Source organism: Kitasatospora sp. CM 4170, assembly GCF_032110285.1.
In the GTDB taxonomy this organism is placed as follows: Bacteria; Actinomycetota; Actinomycetes; order Streptomycetales; family Streptomycetaceae; genus Kitasatospora; species Kitasatospora aburaviensis.
Map to the genome: position 1 here is coordinate 1,654,510 of NZ_CP134877.1, position 14,677 is coordinate 1,669,186.

The 14,677-nt window shown below is 73.7% G+C and carries 12 protein-coding genes; 9 read left to right on the forward strand and 3 right to left on the reverse strand.

The window, feature by feature from the left end; genetic code table 11:
• The first annotated feature begins 258 nt into the window (after positions 1-258).
• The 7 genes from RMN57_RS06665 (at position 259) to RMN57_RS06695 (ending at position 8,170) form a co-directional block, all read left to right on the forward strand.
• Positions 259-1,293, forward strand: a complete 1,035-nt coding sequence (locus tag RMN57_RS06665) for a class I SAM-dependent methyltransferase (protein WP_313762440.1) — start codon at positions 259-261, stop codon at positions 1,291-1,293.
• A gap of 8 nt (positions 1,294-1,301) precedes the next feature.
• A complete protein-coding gene (locus tag RMN57_RS06670) occupies positions 1,302-2,039 on the forward strand; it encodes an NAD-dependent epimerase/dehydratase family protein (protein ID WP_313762441.1) in 738 nt (245 codons plus the stop codon).
• 88 nt (positions 2,040-2,127) lie between these two features.
• Complete coding sequence (locus RMN57_RS06675; RefSeq protein WP_313762442.1) at positions 2,128-3,153, forward strand: methyltransferase; 1,026 nt, start codon at positions 2,128-2,130, stop codon at positions 3,151-3,153.
• A gap of 16 nt (positions 3,154-3,169) precedes the next feature.
• The gene (locus RMN57_RS06680; protein WP_313762443.1) at positions 3,170-4,348 is read left to right on the forward strand and encodes a nucleotide disphospho-sugar-binding domain-containing protein; all 1,179 of its coding nucleotides are present in this window, start codon (positions 3,170-3,172) and stop codon (positions 4,346-4,348) included.
• Between the two features lie 11 nt (positions 4,349-4,359).
• The gene (locus RMN57_RS06685; protein WP_313762444.1) at positions 4,360-5,913 is read left to right on the forward strand and encodes an FAD-dependent monooxygenase; all 1,554 of its coding nucleotides are present in this window, start codon (positions 4,360-4,362) and stop codon (positions 5,911-5,913) included.
• A 6-nt stretch (positions 5,914-5,919) separates the two neighbouring features.
• The gene (locus RMN57_RS06690; protein WP_313762445.1) at positions 5,920-6,903 is read left to right on the forward strand and encodes an aldo/keto reductase family protein; all 984 of its coding nucleotides are present in this window, start codon (positions 5,920-5,922) and stop codon (positions 6,901-6,903) included.
• On the forward strand, positions 6,896-8,170 hold the full coding sequence (locus RMN57_RS06695; RefSeq protein WP_313762446.1) for an AMP-binding protein: 1,275 nt from the start codon (positions 6,896-6,898) through the stop codon (positions 8,168-8,170). Before RMN57_RS06690 ends, RMN57_RS06695 begins: the two co-directional genes overlap by 8 nt.
• Positions 8,171-8,264: 94 nt before the next feature.
• Here the strand turns inward: RMN57_RS06695 and RMN57_RS06700 are convergent, their stop codons facing one another.
• From RMN57_RS06700 to RMN57_RS06710, 3 genes are read right to left on the reverse strand one after another with little or no spacing between them, the layout of a single operon-like run.
• A complete protein-coding gene (locus tag RMN57_RS06700; RefSeq protein WP_313762447.1) occupies positions 8,265-9,020 on the reverse strand; it encodes an ABC transporter permease in 756 nt (251 codons plus the stop codon).
• Positions 9,021-9,032: 12 nt separating this feature from the next.
• Entirely contained in the window at positions 9,033-10,010 is a 978-nt protein-coding gene (locus RMN57_RS06705; RefSeq protein WP_313762448.1) for an ATP-binding cassette domain-containing protein, read from the reverse strand.
• The gene (locus RMN57_RS06710) at positions 10,007-10,684 is read right to left on the reverse strand and encodes a PadR family transcriptional regulator (RefSeq protein WP_313762449.1); all 678 of its coding nucleotides are present in this window, start codon (positions 10,682-10,684) and stop codon (positions 10,007-10,009) included. The genes RMN57_RS06705 and RMN57_RS06710 overlap by 4 nt, the downstream gene beginning before the upstream one ends.
• 64 nt (positions 10,685-10,748) lie before the next feature.
• Here RMN57_RS06710 and RMN57_RS06715 point away from each other — a divergent pair, with 64 nt between their 5' ends.
• Together RMN57_RS06715 and RMN57_RS06720 are read left to right on the forward strand one after the other, a co-directional pair.
• Complete coding sequence (locus tag RMN57_RS06715; RefSeq protein WP_313762450.1) at positions 10,749-13,223, forward strand: excinuclease ABC subunit UvrA; 2,475 nt, start codon at positions 10,749-10,751, stop codon at positions 13,221-13,223.
• A 217-nt stretch (positions 13,224-13,440) separates the two neighbouring features.
• Positions 13,441-14,667, forward strand: coding sequence for a class I SAM-dependent methyltransferase (locus RMN57_RS06720; RefSeq protein WP_313762451.1), 1,227 nt, complete (start codon positions 13,441-13,443; stop codon positions 14,665-14,667).
• The last annotated feature ends 10 nt before the right edge of the window (positions 14,668-14,677 follow it).

Sequence of the window (14,677 nt, forward strand, 5' to 3'; positions counted from 1 at the left end):
CCACGAGGCTCAGGCAAACCGCGGGTCACAAATGTGTGGATTTGGCAAAACCGCTGGCCCGGCCCCGGGCGACCCCTTGACGACCCTCGCGCCCGATCACCCGGCGTACATCATGACCATGTCACTGTGATCTGCATCACACCTCGGGGGCCTCCCCTGCGCGCCGACGGCCTCCACCGCGGCTCAAGCGGATCGCCAGCCCGCAGCCACACGATGCTCTGGCGAACCGTCAGTGCCCGCCCAACCCGGGGAGACCGGATGACCGACGACCGAGTACCGACCGTCACCAGGCAGGACCTCCTGGCCATGATGTCCGCGGTCCGCAAGACCGGCGTCCTGCGCGCCGGCGTCGACCTCAAGGTCTTCGACGCCCTCGCCGACGGCCCGGCCGTGCCCAAGGAGGTCGCCGCCGCCTGCGGGGCCGACCCCCGTGCCGTCCACATCCTGCTGAACGCCCTCGCCGCGATCGGCCTGCTGGAGACGGAGGGTGACCGGTTCCGGCTCGCCCCGGGCGCCGACAGCATCCTCGTCAGCACCCACCCCGACTACTACGGCCACGCCGTCCGCCTCGCCGCCAGCGACTACGAGTGGGACGCCGTCAAGCGCCTCGGCGACGCCGTCCGCAACGGCGGCACGGTGATGGAGCAGAACGCCGAGACGCCCTCCTACACCTTCTGGGAGGACTTCGCCGCGCTGGGCACGCTCAACACCCGGCCGATCGCCGAGCTGGTCGCCGACGCGGTGCTACCGCAGCCGAGCGCCCCGGACGAGGACGCCCCCCGGGTGCTCGACGTCGCCTGCGGGCACGGCCTCTACGGCTACACCCTGGCCGCCCGCGACCCCCGCGCCCAGGTCTGGTCCCTGGACTGGCCCAACGTGCTCGCCGTCACCGAGAGCAACGCCGAGCGCCTCGGCGTCCGCGACCGCGCCCACTTCGTCCCCGGCGACATGTTCGAGGTCCCGCTCGGCGGACCGTACGACGTCGTGGTGGTCGCCAACGTCCTGCACCACTTCTCGACCGCCCGCGCGACCGAGCTGCTCGCCCGCGCCGGCAGCGCCCTGCGGCCCGGCGGCAAGCTGGTCGCCATCGCCATCAGCACCGACGACACCGCGCCGCACCGCGACCCGGTCCCCCACCTGTTCTCCGCGCTGATGCTCGCCTGGACCTCCGAGGGCCAGGTGCACCCCGTCTCCGCGTACGAAGAGATGGTCGTCGCGGCCGGCTTCACCCGGCCCACCCAGCACACCCTGCCGCACAACCCGCTGCGGGTGCTGATCGCCGAACGCCGCTGAGGAGTGCCATGGAGATCGTCGGACGCGGCTTCCTCGCCGGCAGCCTCAAGCCGCTGGCGTCCGCCCACCCGGGCACGGTGGTCTTCGCGGCCGGCGTGTCCAGCGGGCACAGCACCGCCGACGCGGAGTTCGCCCGCGAAGCCGAGCTGCTCTACCGGGTCCTCGACCGCTGCCAACGGGACGACCGGCGGCTGGTCTACTTCTCCACCTGCGCCAGCGGCATGTACGGCGCCGGCAGCCACCGCAGCCGCGAGGACCGGCCGGTCTTCCCCAACTCCCCCTACGGGCGCCACAAGCTGGCGATGGAGGGGGTGCTGCGCGCCTCCGGCGTCGACACCCTGGTGCTGCGGCTCGCCTACACCGTGGGCCGGGCCCAGCGCAGCCACCAGCTGCTGCCCTCGCTGGTCGCGCAGATCCGCGCCGGCTCGGTGCGGGTGCACCGCGGGGCGCGGCGCGACGTGGTGCACGTCCTCGACGTGGTCTCCGTCATCGACGCACTGCTCACCGCCGGTGTCTCCCGCGAGGTGGTGAACGTCGCCTCAGGGCACGCGGTGCCGATCGAGGAGATCATCGCCCATCTGGAGGCCCGGCTGGGCACCGTCGCCGCGAAGCAGACCGTGGACGTCGCCGACGACCACTCGGTCTCCAACGAGAAGCTGCTCCGACTGCTGCCCGCCGAGGCCCGGCCCGCCTTCGGGCCCGACTACTTCCGGACGGTCATCGACCGCTACCTGGAAACCCCCTGACCCGCGCCCCCCTGACCGCCCTGACCGCCCCGACCCGCGCTGACCCGCGCTGACCCACGCTGACCCACGCTGATGCGAAAGGCATGACATGACCGTCCTCGACCAGACCTCCGGCCCGGCCTCGGTGGCCCGCGCACTGCTGCGGCTGAACACCTCCTACTTCCAGGCCAAGGTGCTGCAGAGCGCCGTGGAGCTCGACCTCTTCGGACTGCTCGCCGAGGGCCCGGCCACCGCCGAGGAGCTGTTCGACCGGCTGGGCCTGCGCGCCCGGCCGGGCGGCGACTTCCTGGACTCGCTGGTCGGCCTCGGCCTGCTGGAGCGCCGCGACGGCCGGTACGCCAACCACCCGGAGGCCGCCGAGTTCCTCGTCCCCGGCAGCCCGCGCTACCTCGGCGGCTCGATCGCCCAGCACTCCCGGCTGCACTACCGCTCCTGGGCCTCGCTGACCGACGTGCTGCGCAACGAGCCGGCCGAGGTCCAGCGGGACTTCCGCAAGGACTTCGAGAACCTCGACGGCGTGCGCGGCCTGATGGGCCACATGGACGCCTTCAACAGCTTCGTCGCCCACGAGCTCGACCGGTGCGTGGACTGGTCCCGCCACACCTCCTTCGTCGACGTCGGCGGGGCGCGCGGCAACGTGGCCGCCCACCTGGTCCGGGTCCACCCGCACCTGCGCGGCGCGGTGTTCGACCTGCCGCAGGTGGAGCCGCTGTTCGACGAGCACATGGCCGCCCTCGGCACCGCCCAGCAGGTCCGCTTCGTCGGCGGCGACTTCTTCGCCGACACCGCCCCGGCCTCCGACGTGGCGATCATCGGCCACGTCCTGCACGACTGGCCGCCGGCCGCCCGCGCCGAGCTGCTGAAGCGGGTCTTCGAGGCCGTGAACCCCGGCGGGATCGTCGTCGTCTACGACGCGATGCTCGACGACGGGCGCACCGACGCCGTCTCGCTGCTGCAGAGCCTCAACTGCGGGATCATGCGCGACGGCGGCTCCGAGTACACGGTCGCGGAGTGCCGCCGCTACGCGGAGGACGCCGGCTTCACCTTCGTGTCGGCCGACCCGGTCGACTCGCTGACCGGCGACCGCGTCCTGATCGCGGCCAAGCCCTCCTGACCCCCGCGGAGTCGCTGTGCGCGTCCTGTTCACGACGGCGGCCTGGCCGTCGCACTACATGTTCATGGCCCCGCTCGCCTGGGCCTTCCGCGCCGCCGGCCACGAGGTGCGGGTGGCGGCCCAGCCGCACGTCGTGGAGACCGTCCTGGCCTCCGGGATGACCGCCGTGCCGGTCGGGCCGGACCTCGACTTCGCCCGGCTGCACCGCAAGTTCGTGGCGGAGACCGATCCCGCGCTGTACCGGACGCGGGACGCGATCATCACGATCTTCCACCGGGTCGCCGAGATGATGGCGCCCGACGTGGTCGCGCTCGCCGACGCCTGGCGGCCGGACCTCGTCGTCCGCGACCCGGTCGCGTTCGCCGCCTCGGTGGCCGGCCAGGTGGCGGGCGCCCCGGTGGTCCGGCACGCCTGGGGTCCGGACCTCTACGGCACCGACCCCGGCAAGTGGCTCGCCCACCACGTCCTGGAACGCCTCGGCCCCACGTACGCGGCGTACGGGGCCGAGGCCCCGGAGGCCTTCGACCGGCTCGCCGTCGACCCGACGCCGCCGAGTCTGCGGATCACCGCGCCCGGTCCGTCGCTGCCGATGGAGTACGTGCCGTACAACGGGCCGGGCACGGTGCCGCCCTGGGCGCTGGAGCGGCCGGAGCGGCCCCGGGTCTGCATCACCTGGGGCACCTTCACCTCCACCGCGACCGACCAGCCCGAGATGTTCCTCGTCCCGAAGATCCTGGACGCGCTCGCCGGGCTCGACGTGGAGCCGGTGCTGGCGGTCACCGCCGCCGAGCGGGAGCTGCTCGGCGACCGGCCCGGGGTGCGGATCGTGCAGGACCTGCCGATCCACACCGTCCTGCCCGGCTGCTCGGCGGTGGTCCACCACGGCGGAGCCACCACCGTGCTCTCCGCGGCCCGCTTCGGCGTGCCGCAGCTGACCATGCCGCACCTGTTCGAACAGCGGCTCAACTCCGACCTGTTGGAGGCGGCCGGCGCCTGCGTCCAGCTGACCGCCGAACACGCGGACGTCCCGGCGATCCGCTCGGCGGTGGCCGGGCTGGTCCGGCCCGACGCGCCGCAGCTCGCCGCCTCGCGCGGGCTGCGCGAGGAGATCCTCGCCATGCCGCCGCTGGCGTCGGCGGTCGAGCGGATCGAGGCGTGGCTGCGCGACGGCGCCGCCCGGGACATCACCGGCTGAGAGGAGGAACCATGGAGTACGACGTCGTCGTCGCGGGCAGCGGGCCGGTCGGCCTGATGCTCGCGGCGGAACTGCGCCTGGCCGGCGTCCGCGTCCTGGTGGTCGAGCGGCTCACCGAGCCGGCCGGCCACGACCGGGCGGGGGTGCTGCACAGCCGCACGGTCGAGTACCTGGACATGCGCGGCCTGCTGGAGCGTTTCAAGGACGGCATGCCCACCGTCTCCGGCCTGCCGTTCGGCGGCATCTTCAGCCGCGGCCTGGACCACACCCTGGTGGAGACCAGGCACCCGTACAGCCTCCTGGTGCCGCAGTCCCGGACGGAGGAGCTGCTCGCCGAGCACGCCGCCGCCCTGGACACCGAGGTCCGGCGCGGCCACGAGCTCACCGGCCTCGCCCAGGACGCCGACGGGGTGACCGTCACCCTGGCCACCCCGGACGGCGAGCGGCGCGTCCGGGCCCGCTACCTGGTGGGCTGCGACGGCGGCCGCAGCACGGTGCGCCGGCTCGCGGGCATCGGGTTCCCCGGGTTCGCGCCGTCGGTGAGCGCGCTGATCGGCTACGTCACGCTCACCGAGCGGAACGTGCCCAAGCGCTGGCAGCGCACCGGGAACGGCGTGGTGGTGCTCGCCTTCCCGCCGGAGGGCGGCATCGGCCGGGTGGTCGTCATCGAGTACGGCCGCCCCCACCCGCCGGCCGGCGAGCCGGTCACGCTGGAGGAGCTGCGGACCGCCGCGCACCGCGTGTACGGCCGCGAACTCGACCTGGTGGAGCCGGTGCTGTGGATGTCCCGGTTCAGCGACGCCACCCGGCTCGCCGAGAGCTACCGGTCCGGCCGGGTGCTGCTGGCCGGGGACGCCGCCCACATCCACTTCCCGATCGGCGGCCAGGGCCTGAACACCGGTGTCCACGACGCGGTGAACCTGGGCTGGAAGCTGGCCGCCGAGATCCACGGCTGGGCGCCGCCCGGGCTGCTCGACAGCTACCACCGGGAGCGGCACCGCGCCGTCGAGCGGGTGCTGCTGTACACCCGGGCGCAGCTGGCGCTGATGAACCCGGACGAGCACCACGTCACCGCGCTGCGCGAGGTCTTCGAGGAACTGCTGTTCCTGGAGGACACCAACCGGCACCTCACCGCGACCCTCAACGGGCTCGACCTGCGCTACGGCGACGAGGAGGGCCCGGACGGCGGCGCGGCGGCGGACGGCGGCACCGGCGGTGGTGACGGTGACGGTGGCGCGGCCCGGCGGCATCCGCTGGTGGGCCGCTTCGCCCCGGATCTCGAACTGGAGGCGGACGGCCTGACCACCCGCCCCACCGAACTGCTGCGCCGCGGCCGCGGGGTGCTGGTCGACCTGACCGCCGACGGCGCGCCCGCCCGGGCGGCCGCCCCCTGGCGCGGGCGGATCGACGTCACCGCGGCCCGGGCCCCGCAGGGCGGCGCACCGGCGGCCCTGCTGGTCCGCCCGGACGGCCACGTCGCCTGGGCGGCGGAGCCCGGAGCGGCGGCGACCGACGGGCTGACCGCGGCACTGGCCCGCTGGTTCGGACCACAGGACTGGAGGTAACCCGGCATGGAGCACCGGCACCTGGGCCGCAGCGGGCTGCGGATCAGCGAGATCGTCTTCGGCAACCTGCTCTACCCGCAGGACAGCACGCCCGACGAGAGCGTGCTCGCCTGCCTGCGGGCCGCCCTGGACAGCGGGATCACCACCTTCGACACCGCGGACATCTACGGCATGGGGCGCTCCGAGCAGTTGCTCGGGCGCGCCCTGGCCGGCGAGCCGCGGGACGGCGTGGTGATCTGCACCAAGGTCTTCTTCCCCACCGGCACCGGGCCCAACGGCTCGGGCCTGTCCCGCAAGCACGTCCGCGAGGCCCTGCACGCCTCGCTGCGCCGGCTCGGCACCGACTACGTCGACCTCTACACGGCGCACCGGTACGACCCGAACACACCGCTGGAGGAGACCGTGTCCGCCTTCGCGGACCTGGTCCGGGCGGGCAAGGTGCTCTACATCGGCGTGTCCGAGTGGACGGCCCCGCAGATCACCGAGGCGGCCGCGCTGGCCCGCGCGATGAACGTCCAGCTGGTCTACAACATGCCGCAGTACTCGGCGCTGTGGCGCGAGCCGGAGGCCGAGGTGATCCCGGCCTGCGAACCGCTGGGGATCGGCCAGGTCCCGTACTTCACGCTCGCCCAGGGGGTGCTCACCGGGAAGTACCGGCCGGGCGCCCCCGCACCGGACGGCTCCCGCGGCGCGGCCGAACTGGTCGGCGGCCGGGCGAGGTTCATGCGCCGGCTGCTGACCGACGAGGTGCTGGAGCGGGTCGCCCGGCTGGAGCCGGTCGCCGCCGAGGCCGGCCTGACGCCGTCCCAGCTGGCGGTGGCCTGGGTGCTGCACCGGCCGAACGTGGCCGGCGCGGTGATCGGCGCCTCCCAGCCGGAGCAGGTCCGGGAGAACGCCGCCGCGTCCGGGGTGAAGCTCGAACCGCAGCTGATGGCGCGGATCGACGACATCCTCGGCCCGGTGGTGTCCGACGGGGGTTCCGATGGCTGAGCCGCGGCGGTCGCTGCTGACCGAGGAGCGCACCGGGCGCGGCGAGCCGTCCCGCTACGCGGCCGAGCTCTTCGAGGGCCTGCGCCGGTGGCCCGGCCGTACCGCGCTGCGGGACGGCGACCGGCTGGTGGGCTTCGGCGAACTGGTGGAGCAGAGCAGCCGGATCGCCCGGGCCCTGGAGGACATGGGGATGACCCACCGCGAGGGCGTGGTCTGCCTGGCCGGCAACTCCCCCGAGCACGTCGCCGTGCGGCTGGCCGCCCACCTGCTGGGCTGCCGGTTCGTTCCGCTGCACGCGGGCGACCCGGCGGACGTGGCGGCGGCCCGCGCGGTGGCCGCCGAGCAGCGGCCGGCGGTCTTCGTCGTGGACCGCCGGGGCGCCGCGGCGCTGGGCGCGCCGGAGCCCGGCGTGCTCTCCCTCGGTGTGCCGGGCTTCGGCACCGACCTGTCCGCCCTGGCGGCGCGGATGCCGGGCGGGCCGATGCGCCCGCGCGCCCGGGAGCAGGACGTCGCCCTGGTGGCGTACTCCCGCGGCACCACCGGACCGCGCCGCGGCGCGGTCCACCGGTTCGCCGCGATGAACGTCGTCTGGCGGCGCCCGCACGAGGGTGAACTCGGCGACTTCCCGGCCGGGGTGACCACGCTGGCGGTCAGCCCGCTGGCCGGCAACGGCGGCGAGGTCGCGCTGATGCTGATGCGCGCGGGCTGCACGGTCATGCTGATGAACGGCTTCGACGCCGGCCGGGTGCTGGCCACCGTGGCGGCCGAGCGGATCACCAGCACCTACCTGCCGGCGCACCGGTTCACCGAGCTGGTCGCCCACCCGGACCTCGACCGCACCGACCTGTCGAGCCTGCGCTACCTGCCGTACGGGAACGGGCCGGTGCCCGCCTCCGTGGTGCGGCGGGCGGTGGCGGCGTTCGGGCCGATCCTCTCGCAGAACTACGTGAGCAGCGAGATCCGCGCGATCAGCCTGCTGCGGCAGGAGGACCACCGGGCGGCGGCGGGCCCGCGGCCGGAGTTGCTCGCCTCGGTGGGGCAGCCGCTGCCCGCCGTCGACGTGCGGGTCTGCGGCCCGGACGGCGAGCGGCGGCCGGCCGGCCGCTCCGGCGAGATCCGGCTGCGCGCCCCGCACATGATGAGCGGCTACTGGCGCGATCCCGCCGCCACCCGGCGGGCGCTGGACGGCGGCTGGCTGCGCACCGGGGACGTCGGCCGGGTCGACCGCGAGGGGTACCTCTACCTGGAGGGCCGCCTGCCGGGGTGAGCGCCGCCGCCCGGGCCGGCGGCGAGGCGAAGGAGCCCGAGGAGCCTGGACGGCTCCTCGGGCTCCTTCGCGGTGCCGGTGCCGGCGTCCCCCGTCAGGCGTTCTCGCGCGCGAAGGTGCGGGTGCCGACGTAGACGCAGACCGCGGCCAGGAGGACGGAGACGAGCGTGCCCTCCAGCACGGCCGCGGTGGTGTAGTGGCCGGCGAACAGGTCGCGGATGGCCTCCACCACGTACCGCAGCGGGTTGAGCCGGGAGATGACGTCCAGCCAGGTCGGGGCGAGGCTCATCGGCAGCAGGATGCCGGCGAGCAGCATGATCGGCAGGGCGGCCGAGGTGAGCAGCGGGGCGAACTGGTCCTCGGACTTGAGGGCGACGCCGAGCGCGAGCGAGAGCGAGGCCAGCGCGATGCCCAGCAGGACGACGAGGACGACGGCGGCCAGGACGCCGAGCACGCCGGCCCGCAGGCCGAGCAGCACGCCGACCACGACGATGATCGCCGACTGGGTGAGCAGGATCGCGACCTCGCGGCCGACCCGCCCCATCAGCAGGGCGAAGCGGCTGACCGGGGTGACCCGCAGGCGCTCGATCACGCCGGAGCGGACGTCCGAGATGATGCCGAACCCGCAGAAGCCGGCGCCGAACAGGGCGAGGTAGACCAGCACGCCGGGGACGAAGGTCTGCCAGGTGTCGCCGTCGCCGCCCATGCCGCCGACCTTGGTCAGCAGCGGGCCGAACAGCAGGAGGTAGAGGACGGGTTGGACCAGACCGAGGACGATCGTGATCTTGTTGCGGAAGGTGAAGCGGACCTGGTTGTCGAAGACGAGCAGGGTGTCGCGGAGAGTCTGCATGTCGGCCTCTGTTCAGACGGCGCCGGCGGTGGCGGCAGCGGCGGGTTCCTCGGAGCGGCCGGTGAGGGTGAGGAAGACGTCGTCCAGGGTCGGACGGTCGACCTGCACGGACACCGGTTCGACCTGGCGCGCCTCCAGGGCGCGGAGCAGGTCGATCATGGTCCGGCTGCTGTGCTCGGTGCGGAACCGGAGGATGTCGCCGGTGGTGGCCAGCCCGTAGGTGCCGTCCAGCCCCTCGACCACGGCGGCGGCCTCGCGCACGCCGCCGGGCGCGACCTCGATGGTGACGGCGTCGCCCGCGACCCGCCGCTTGAGCTCCTCGGGGCGGTCCTCGACCAGGATGGTGCCGCGGTCCATGATGAGGATCCGGTCGCAGAGCGCGTCGGCCTCGTCCAGGTAGTGGGTGCTGAGGAAGACGGTGGCGCCGAGGTCGTCGCGCAGCCGGCGGATGTGCTCCCAGAGGTTGCTGCGGCTGGTCGGGTCGAGGCCGGTGCTGGGCTCGTCCAGGAAGATCAGCGGCGGCCGGTGGACCAGGCCGAGGGCGATGTCGAGCCGGCGCCGCTGGCCGCCGGAGAGGCTGCCGACGAGCCGCGTCGTCAGCTCCGCCAGGCCTAACTGGGCGGCCAGGGAGTCGATCTGGGACCGCGCCTCGGCCTTGGACATGCCGTAGAGCCGGGCCTGCAGCATCAGCTCGTTGGCGACCAGTTCGGCCGGGTTGGCGCCGCCGCCCTGGGCGACGTAGCCGATCCGGCGGCGGACGCCGACCGGGTCGGCGAGCAGGTCGGCGCCGGCCACGGTGGCGGTGCCGGCGGTCGGCCGCAGCAGGGTGGTGAGCATCCGCAGGGTGGTGGTCTTCCCGGCGCCGTTCGGGCCGAGGAAGCCGACGATCTCGCCGGCGGCCACCGTGAAGTCGACGCCCCGCACCGCGTTCACCTCCCCGTGCGGCGCCTGGAACGTCCGGGCGAGCCCGTGGACTTCGATCATGTTCATGTGTGGACCTCCGTGGTCGGATCGTCGGTCTCGTCGGCCTGGTCGGTCTCGCCGTCCCGGTCGGCCGGGGCTGCCGGGTCGGCCGCGCCGGGCTCCTCGGCGCCGGCCGTCGGGCGGGCGCCGGAGGAGTCCGCGACGGCCTGCTCGATGACCCGGTCGAGGTCGTCCTGCCAGGCGAGTTCGGCGTCGAGCTGGATCACCCGGCGGCGGAACATCGCCGCGTCGAGCGGGCCGATCGTGCCGGCGCGGTGCAAGGCCTCGCCCTCCGCCGCGATGCCGTCGCGCATCGCCCGGATCGCGTCGCGCCGACGCTTGAGCAGGCCGAGCAGCGTCGGCAGGTCGTCGGTCCGGGTGAAGAGCAGCGCGACGCCGAACGGGTCGGTGCCGTGGTGGATCTCGGTGACGGCCTCTTCCCGCAGCCCGCGCAGCTCGGCCTCGCCGAGCGCGGTGATGCGGTAGACGGTTCTCGCCGGCCGCCTGCCCACCTGCTCGGTCCGGACGGACTCGACGTGGCCCGTCTCGTCCATCGTCCGGAGCTCGCGGTAGAGGGCGCCGACGCTGACGCCGCCCCAGCTGCTGACGCTCGTCACCTCGGCGATGCGGCGGATTTCGTGGCCGTGCAGCGGACCACTGCTCTGCAGCGTCCCGAGCACCATCAGTCGAGTTAGATTCACGGCTTTAGTATCGTGAGAGTAGTATCGCGAGTCAAGTTCATCGGGCGGCATCGGAGGAGCAGCAGTGAGCCACACGGATCACGTCCCGGGCGGGGATGTCATCGAGATCGTCGGCGCCAGGACGCACAACCTGAAGGGCGTCAACGTCACCTTTCCGAAGAACCGGATCGTCGCCTTCACCGGTGTGAGCGGCAGCGGCAAGACGTCGCTGGCCATCGACACCGTCCACGCGGAGGCCCAGCTGCGGTACCTGAACGGCATCTCGCCGTTCTTCCGGCAGTTCATCTCCCCCAAGGACCGGCCCCAGGTGGACCGGATCAGCGGGCTCGGCGTCACCCTCGCGGTCGACCAGCGCCGGCTCAACCGCAGCCCCCGCTCGACCCTCGGCAGCATCAGCGGGCTGAACGACTTCCTCGGGCTGCTCTTCGCCCGGATGCCCGCGCTCGGCCCGCTCGCCGTCGAGCACCCCGAGCTGCGCAACCTCACCAGCGCCTACTTCGACCGGTACAGCATGGAGGGCCGCTGCAAGCGGTGCGCCGGCATGGGCCACACCGACAGCGCCGAGGCGGACCGGATCATCACCCGGCCCGACCTCCCGCTGTTCGGCGGCGCGGGCGAGTGGTTCCAGCGCACCAACTCCGGCGAGCACCTGGCGCTGCCCACCCTCGCCGCCCGGCACGCCGCCGACCTCGACCGGCCCTGGAGCGAGCTGCCGGAGGCGTTCCGGCACGCCGTCCTGCACGGCACGGACGGCGAGGCGGTCACCTTCAAGATCACCAGCAAGCACAAGAAGTCCGGCACCGAGACGGTGATCGAGCGCAGCGTCCCGCTGGTCGGCGCCGTCCGCGAGGTCACCCGGCTCTACGAGGCCTCCGGCACCGACACCGCGCGCGAGACCTACGCCCGCTTCATGGTCCGGGTGCCCTGCCCCGCCTGCCACGGCACCGGGTTCGGCGAGACCGCCCGCACCCTCGAACTCGGCGGCCTCACCTACCCGGAGGTCGTCAAGCTGCCGGTGGAGGAGCTGCGCACCTGGGTGGACGGCATCGACGCCACCCTCACCCCGATGCAGCGCGAGGTCGCCGTCAACGTGCTGCCGGACTTCTCCCGCCGGGTCCGGCTGATGGTCGAGCTCGGGCTGGGCCACCTCCAGGTGACCCGCACCGCACCCTCGCTGTCCGGCGGCGAGCTCCAGCGCGCCCGGGTCACCGCGCAGCTGAACATGGACCTCAGCGGCATCATCTTCGTCCTGGACGAACCGAGCGCGGGCCTGCACCCGGCCGACAAGCACCCGCTGCGCGAGATCCTGACCGACCTGCGCGACGCCGGGAACACCGTGCTCCTGGTCGAGCACGACCCCGAACTCATCGCCCTCGCCGACTGGGTGGTGGACCTCGGGCCCGGCGCCGGCCGCCAGGGCGGCACCCTGGTCGCCTCCGTGCCGACCGCCGAGCTCAGCGGCCACCCGGAGTCGGTCACCGGCGCGTACCTCGCCGGGCGCGGCCCGCGGGTGCGGCGCGCCAAGCGGTTCGACGCCGGCGCGGCCGCGCGCCTGAGCCTGCTCGGCGTCGACGTCCACAACGTCCGGCTCGACCGGGTGGACATCCCGCTGAACACCCTGACCTGCATCACCGGGGTGAGCGGCAGCGGCAAGAGCAGCCTGCTGCACCAGGCGCTGGGCGCCGGGATGGACGCGGTGCTGCGCGGCGAGCGCCCGGCCGCCATGGCCGGCGTCGAGGGCGCCGGGCGCCTCGGCTGGGTGACCGTCGTCGACCAGGACCCGATCGGCCGCACCCCGCGCTCCAACCCGGCCACCTACACCAAGGCCTTCGACACCGTCCGCAAGCTGTTCGCGGCCACCCCGCGGGCCAAGGCGCTCGGTCTCGGCCCCGGCGCGTTCTCCTTCAACTCCCCCGGCGGCCGCTGCGAGACCTGCACCGGCTACGGGCGGCGCCAGGTGGACCTGCACTTCATGCCCGACATGTGGGTGGAGTGCGACGTCTGCGAGGGCCGGCGGTTCACCCCCGAGGTGCTGAGCGTCACCTACCGGGGCAAGGCCGTCGACGAGATCCTCGCGCTGACCGTGGACGAGGCCGCGGAGTTCCTCACCGAGCCCGCCGGGCTGGCCACCACGCTGCGCGCCGTCCAGCGGGCCGGTCTCGGCTACCTCCAGCTCGGCCAGAGCGGCACCGAGCTGTCCGGCGGCGAGGCGCAGCGGCTGAAGCTGGCCAACGCGATCCTGCTCGGCACCACCGGGCGCGGGCGCGGCCTGGTGCTGCTGGACGAGCCGGTGACCGGGCTGCACCCCTCGGACGTTCAGAAGATGGTGGACGCCTTCGACACCCTGCTGGCGAGCGGCAACTCGGTGGTGATCGCCGAGCACGACCTGCACGTCGCCGCCTGCGCCGACTGGATCATCGACATGGGACCGGGCGCCGGCGACCGCGGCGGGCGGGTGGTCAACCAGGGCACGCCGGCCGAGATCGCCGCGGGCCCGGGCGTCACCGGCGAGTACCTGCGGCGGGTGGTCCCGGCCTGAGCGGGGTGGTCCCGGCCTGACGGCGCGGCGGGCCGGGGGCCCCGGGCCCGCCGCGCCGGCCCGGGAGCGTCCTCGTCCAGCACACCTCAACCGTTTGTCGAGTCGCGTCCGGGACGATCCCGATCAAGGGACCGCCCCGGGCGCGGGCGGTCCGACCCGGGGCCACCGCCCGACCGGCCGGCGGGTCCGCGTCATCGACAGGAGTTGAGGAGCCATCATGTCTGACACGTCCGAATGCCGCATCTGCGGCGGCGCCGTCCACGAGTTCTTCGACTTCGGCCGACAACCGCTGGCCGACGCCTTCGTCGACCCGGACGGCGGTGCCGAGGAGTTCTTCCACCGCCTGGCGGTCGCCCAGTGCGAGTCCTGCACGATGGTCCAGCTGCTGGAGGACGTCCCGCGCGAGCGGATGTTCCGGACCGACTACCCGTACCACTCGTCCGGCTCGACGGTGATGCAGCAGCACTTCCGGGCCACCGCGCGGCACTTCCTGGACACCGAGCTGCGCGACCCCGACGCGTTCCTGGTCGAGTTCGGCAGCAACGACGGCATCATGCTCGACACGGTCCACCGGGCCGGCCGGCGCCACCTCGGCGTCGAGCCGTGCAAGGGGGTGGCCGAGGCCGCCGCCGCCAAGGGCATCCGGGTGCGCAACGCCTTCTTCGAGGAGTCGACGGCCGCCGAGATCGCCGCCGCGGACGGGCCCGCCCAGGTCGTGTACGCCGCCAACACCTTCTCGCACATCTCCTACGTCGACTCGGTCTTCCGGGGCGTCGACGCCCTGCTCGCCCCGAACGGCGTCTTCGTCTTCGAGGACCCGTACATGGCGGACATCATCGAGCAGACCTCGTTCGACCAGATCTACGACGAGCACTTCTACTTCTTCACCGTCCGCTCGGTACAGGCGATGGCCGCCCACTACGGCTTCGAGCTGGTCGACGTGGAGCACCTGACGGTGCACGGCGGCGAGATCCGCTACACCGTCGCCCGCCGCGGCGCCCGCACCCCCAGCCCGGCGGTCGGCCTGTTCCTGGAGCGCGAGAAGGCGGCCCGGATCACCGAGCGCGACACCCTGGCCCGGTTCGCGGCCGCCGTCGACAAGGTGCGCGACGACCTGCGCGCGGTGCTGGAGCGCTGCAAGGCCGAGGGCGCCACCGTCGCCGCGTACGGCGCCACCGCGAAGAGCGCCACCCTCACCAACTACTGCGGCATCGGCCCCGAGCTGGTGTCGTACGTCGCCGACAGCACACCGGCCAAGCAGGGCAGGCTCAGCCCCGGCTCGCACATCCCGGTGCGCTCGCCGGAGGAGTTCGCGGCCGACTACCCCGACTACGCCGTGCTGTTCGCCTGGAACCACGCCGAGGAGATCATGGCCAAGGAGGAGGGGTTCCGGCGCGCGGGCGGACGGTGGATCGTCTACGTGCCCGAGGTGAAGGTGGTCTGAGCCACGCCGA

Coding starts and splice junctions, on each gene's coding strand:
- RMN57_RS06665 (WP_313762440.1), top strand. CDS start 259: ATGACCGACGACCGAGTACCGACCGTCACCAGGCAGGACCTCCTGGCC.
- RMN57_RS06705 (WP_313762448.1), bottom strand. CDS start 10,010: ATGAACATGATCGAAGTCCACGGGCTCGCCCGGACGTTCCAGGCGCCG.
- RMN57_RS06675 (WP_313762442.1), top strand. CDS start 2,128: ATGACCGTCCTCGACCAGACCTCCGGCCCGGCCTCGGTGGCCCGCGCA.
- RMN57_RS06690 (WP_313762445.1), top strand. CDS start 5,920: ATGGAGCACCGGCACCTGGGCCGCAGCGGGCTGCGGATCAGCGAGATC.
- RMN57_RS06720 (WP_313762451.1), top strand. CDS start 13,441: ATGTCTGACACGTCCGAATGCCGCATCTGCGGCGGCGCCGTCCACGAG.
- RMN57_RS06700 (WP_313762447.1), bottom strand. CDS start 9,020: ATGCAGACTCTCCGCGACACCCTGCTCGTCTTCGACAACCAGGTCCGC.
- RMN57_RS06695 (WP_313762446.1), top strand. CDS start 6,896: ATGGCTGAGCCGCGGCGGTCGCTGCTGACCGAGGAGCGCACCGGGCGC.
- RMN57_RS06670 (WP_313762441.1), top strand. CDS start 1,302: ATGGAGATCGTCGGACGCGGCTTCCTCGCCGGCAGCCTCAAGCCGCTG.
- RMN57_RS06685 (WP_313762444.1), top strand. CDS start 4,360: ATGGAGTACGACGTCGTCGTCGCGGGCAGCGGGCCGGTCGGCCTGATG.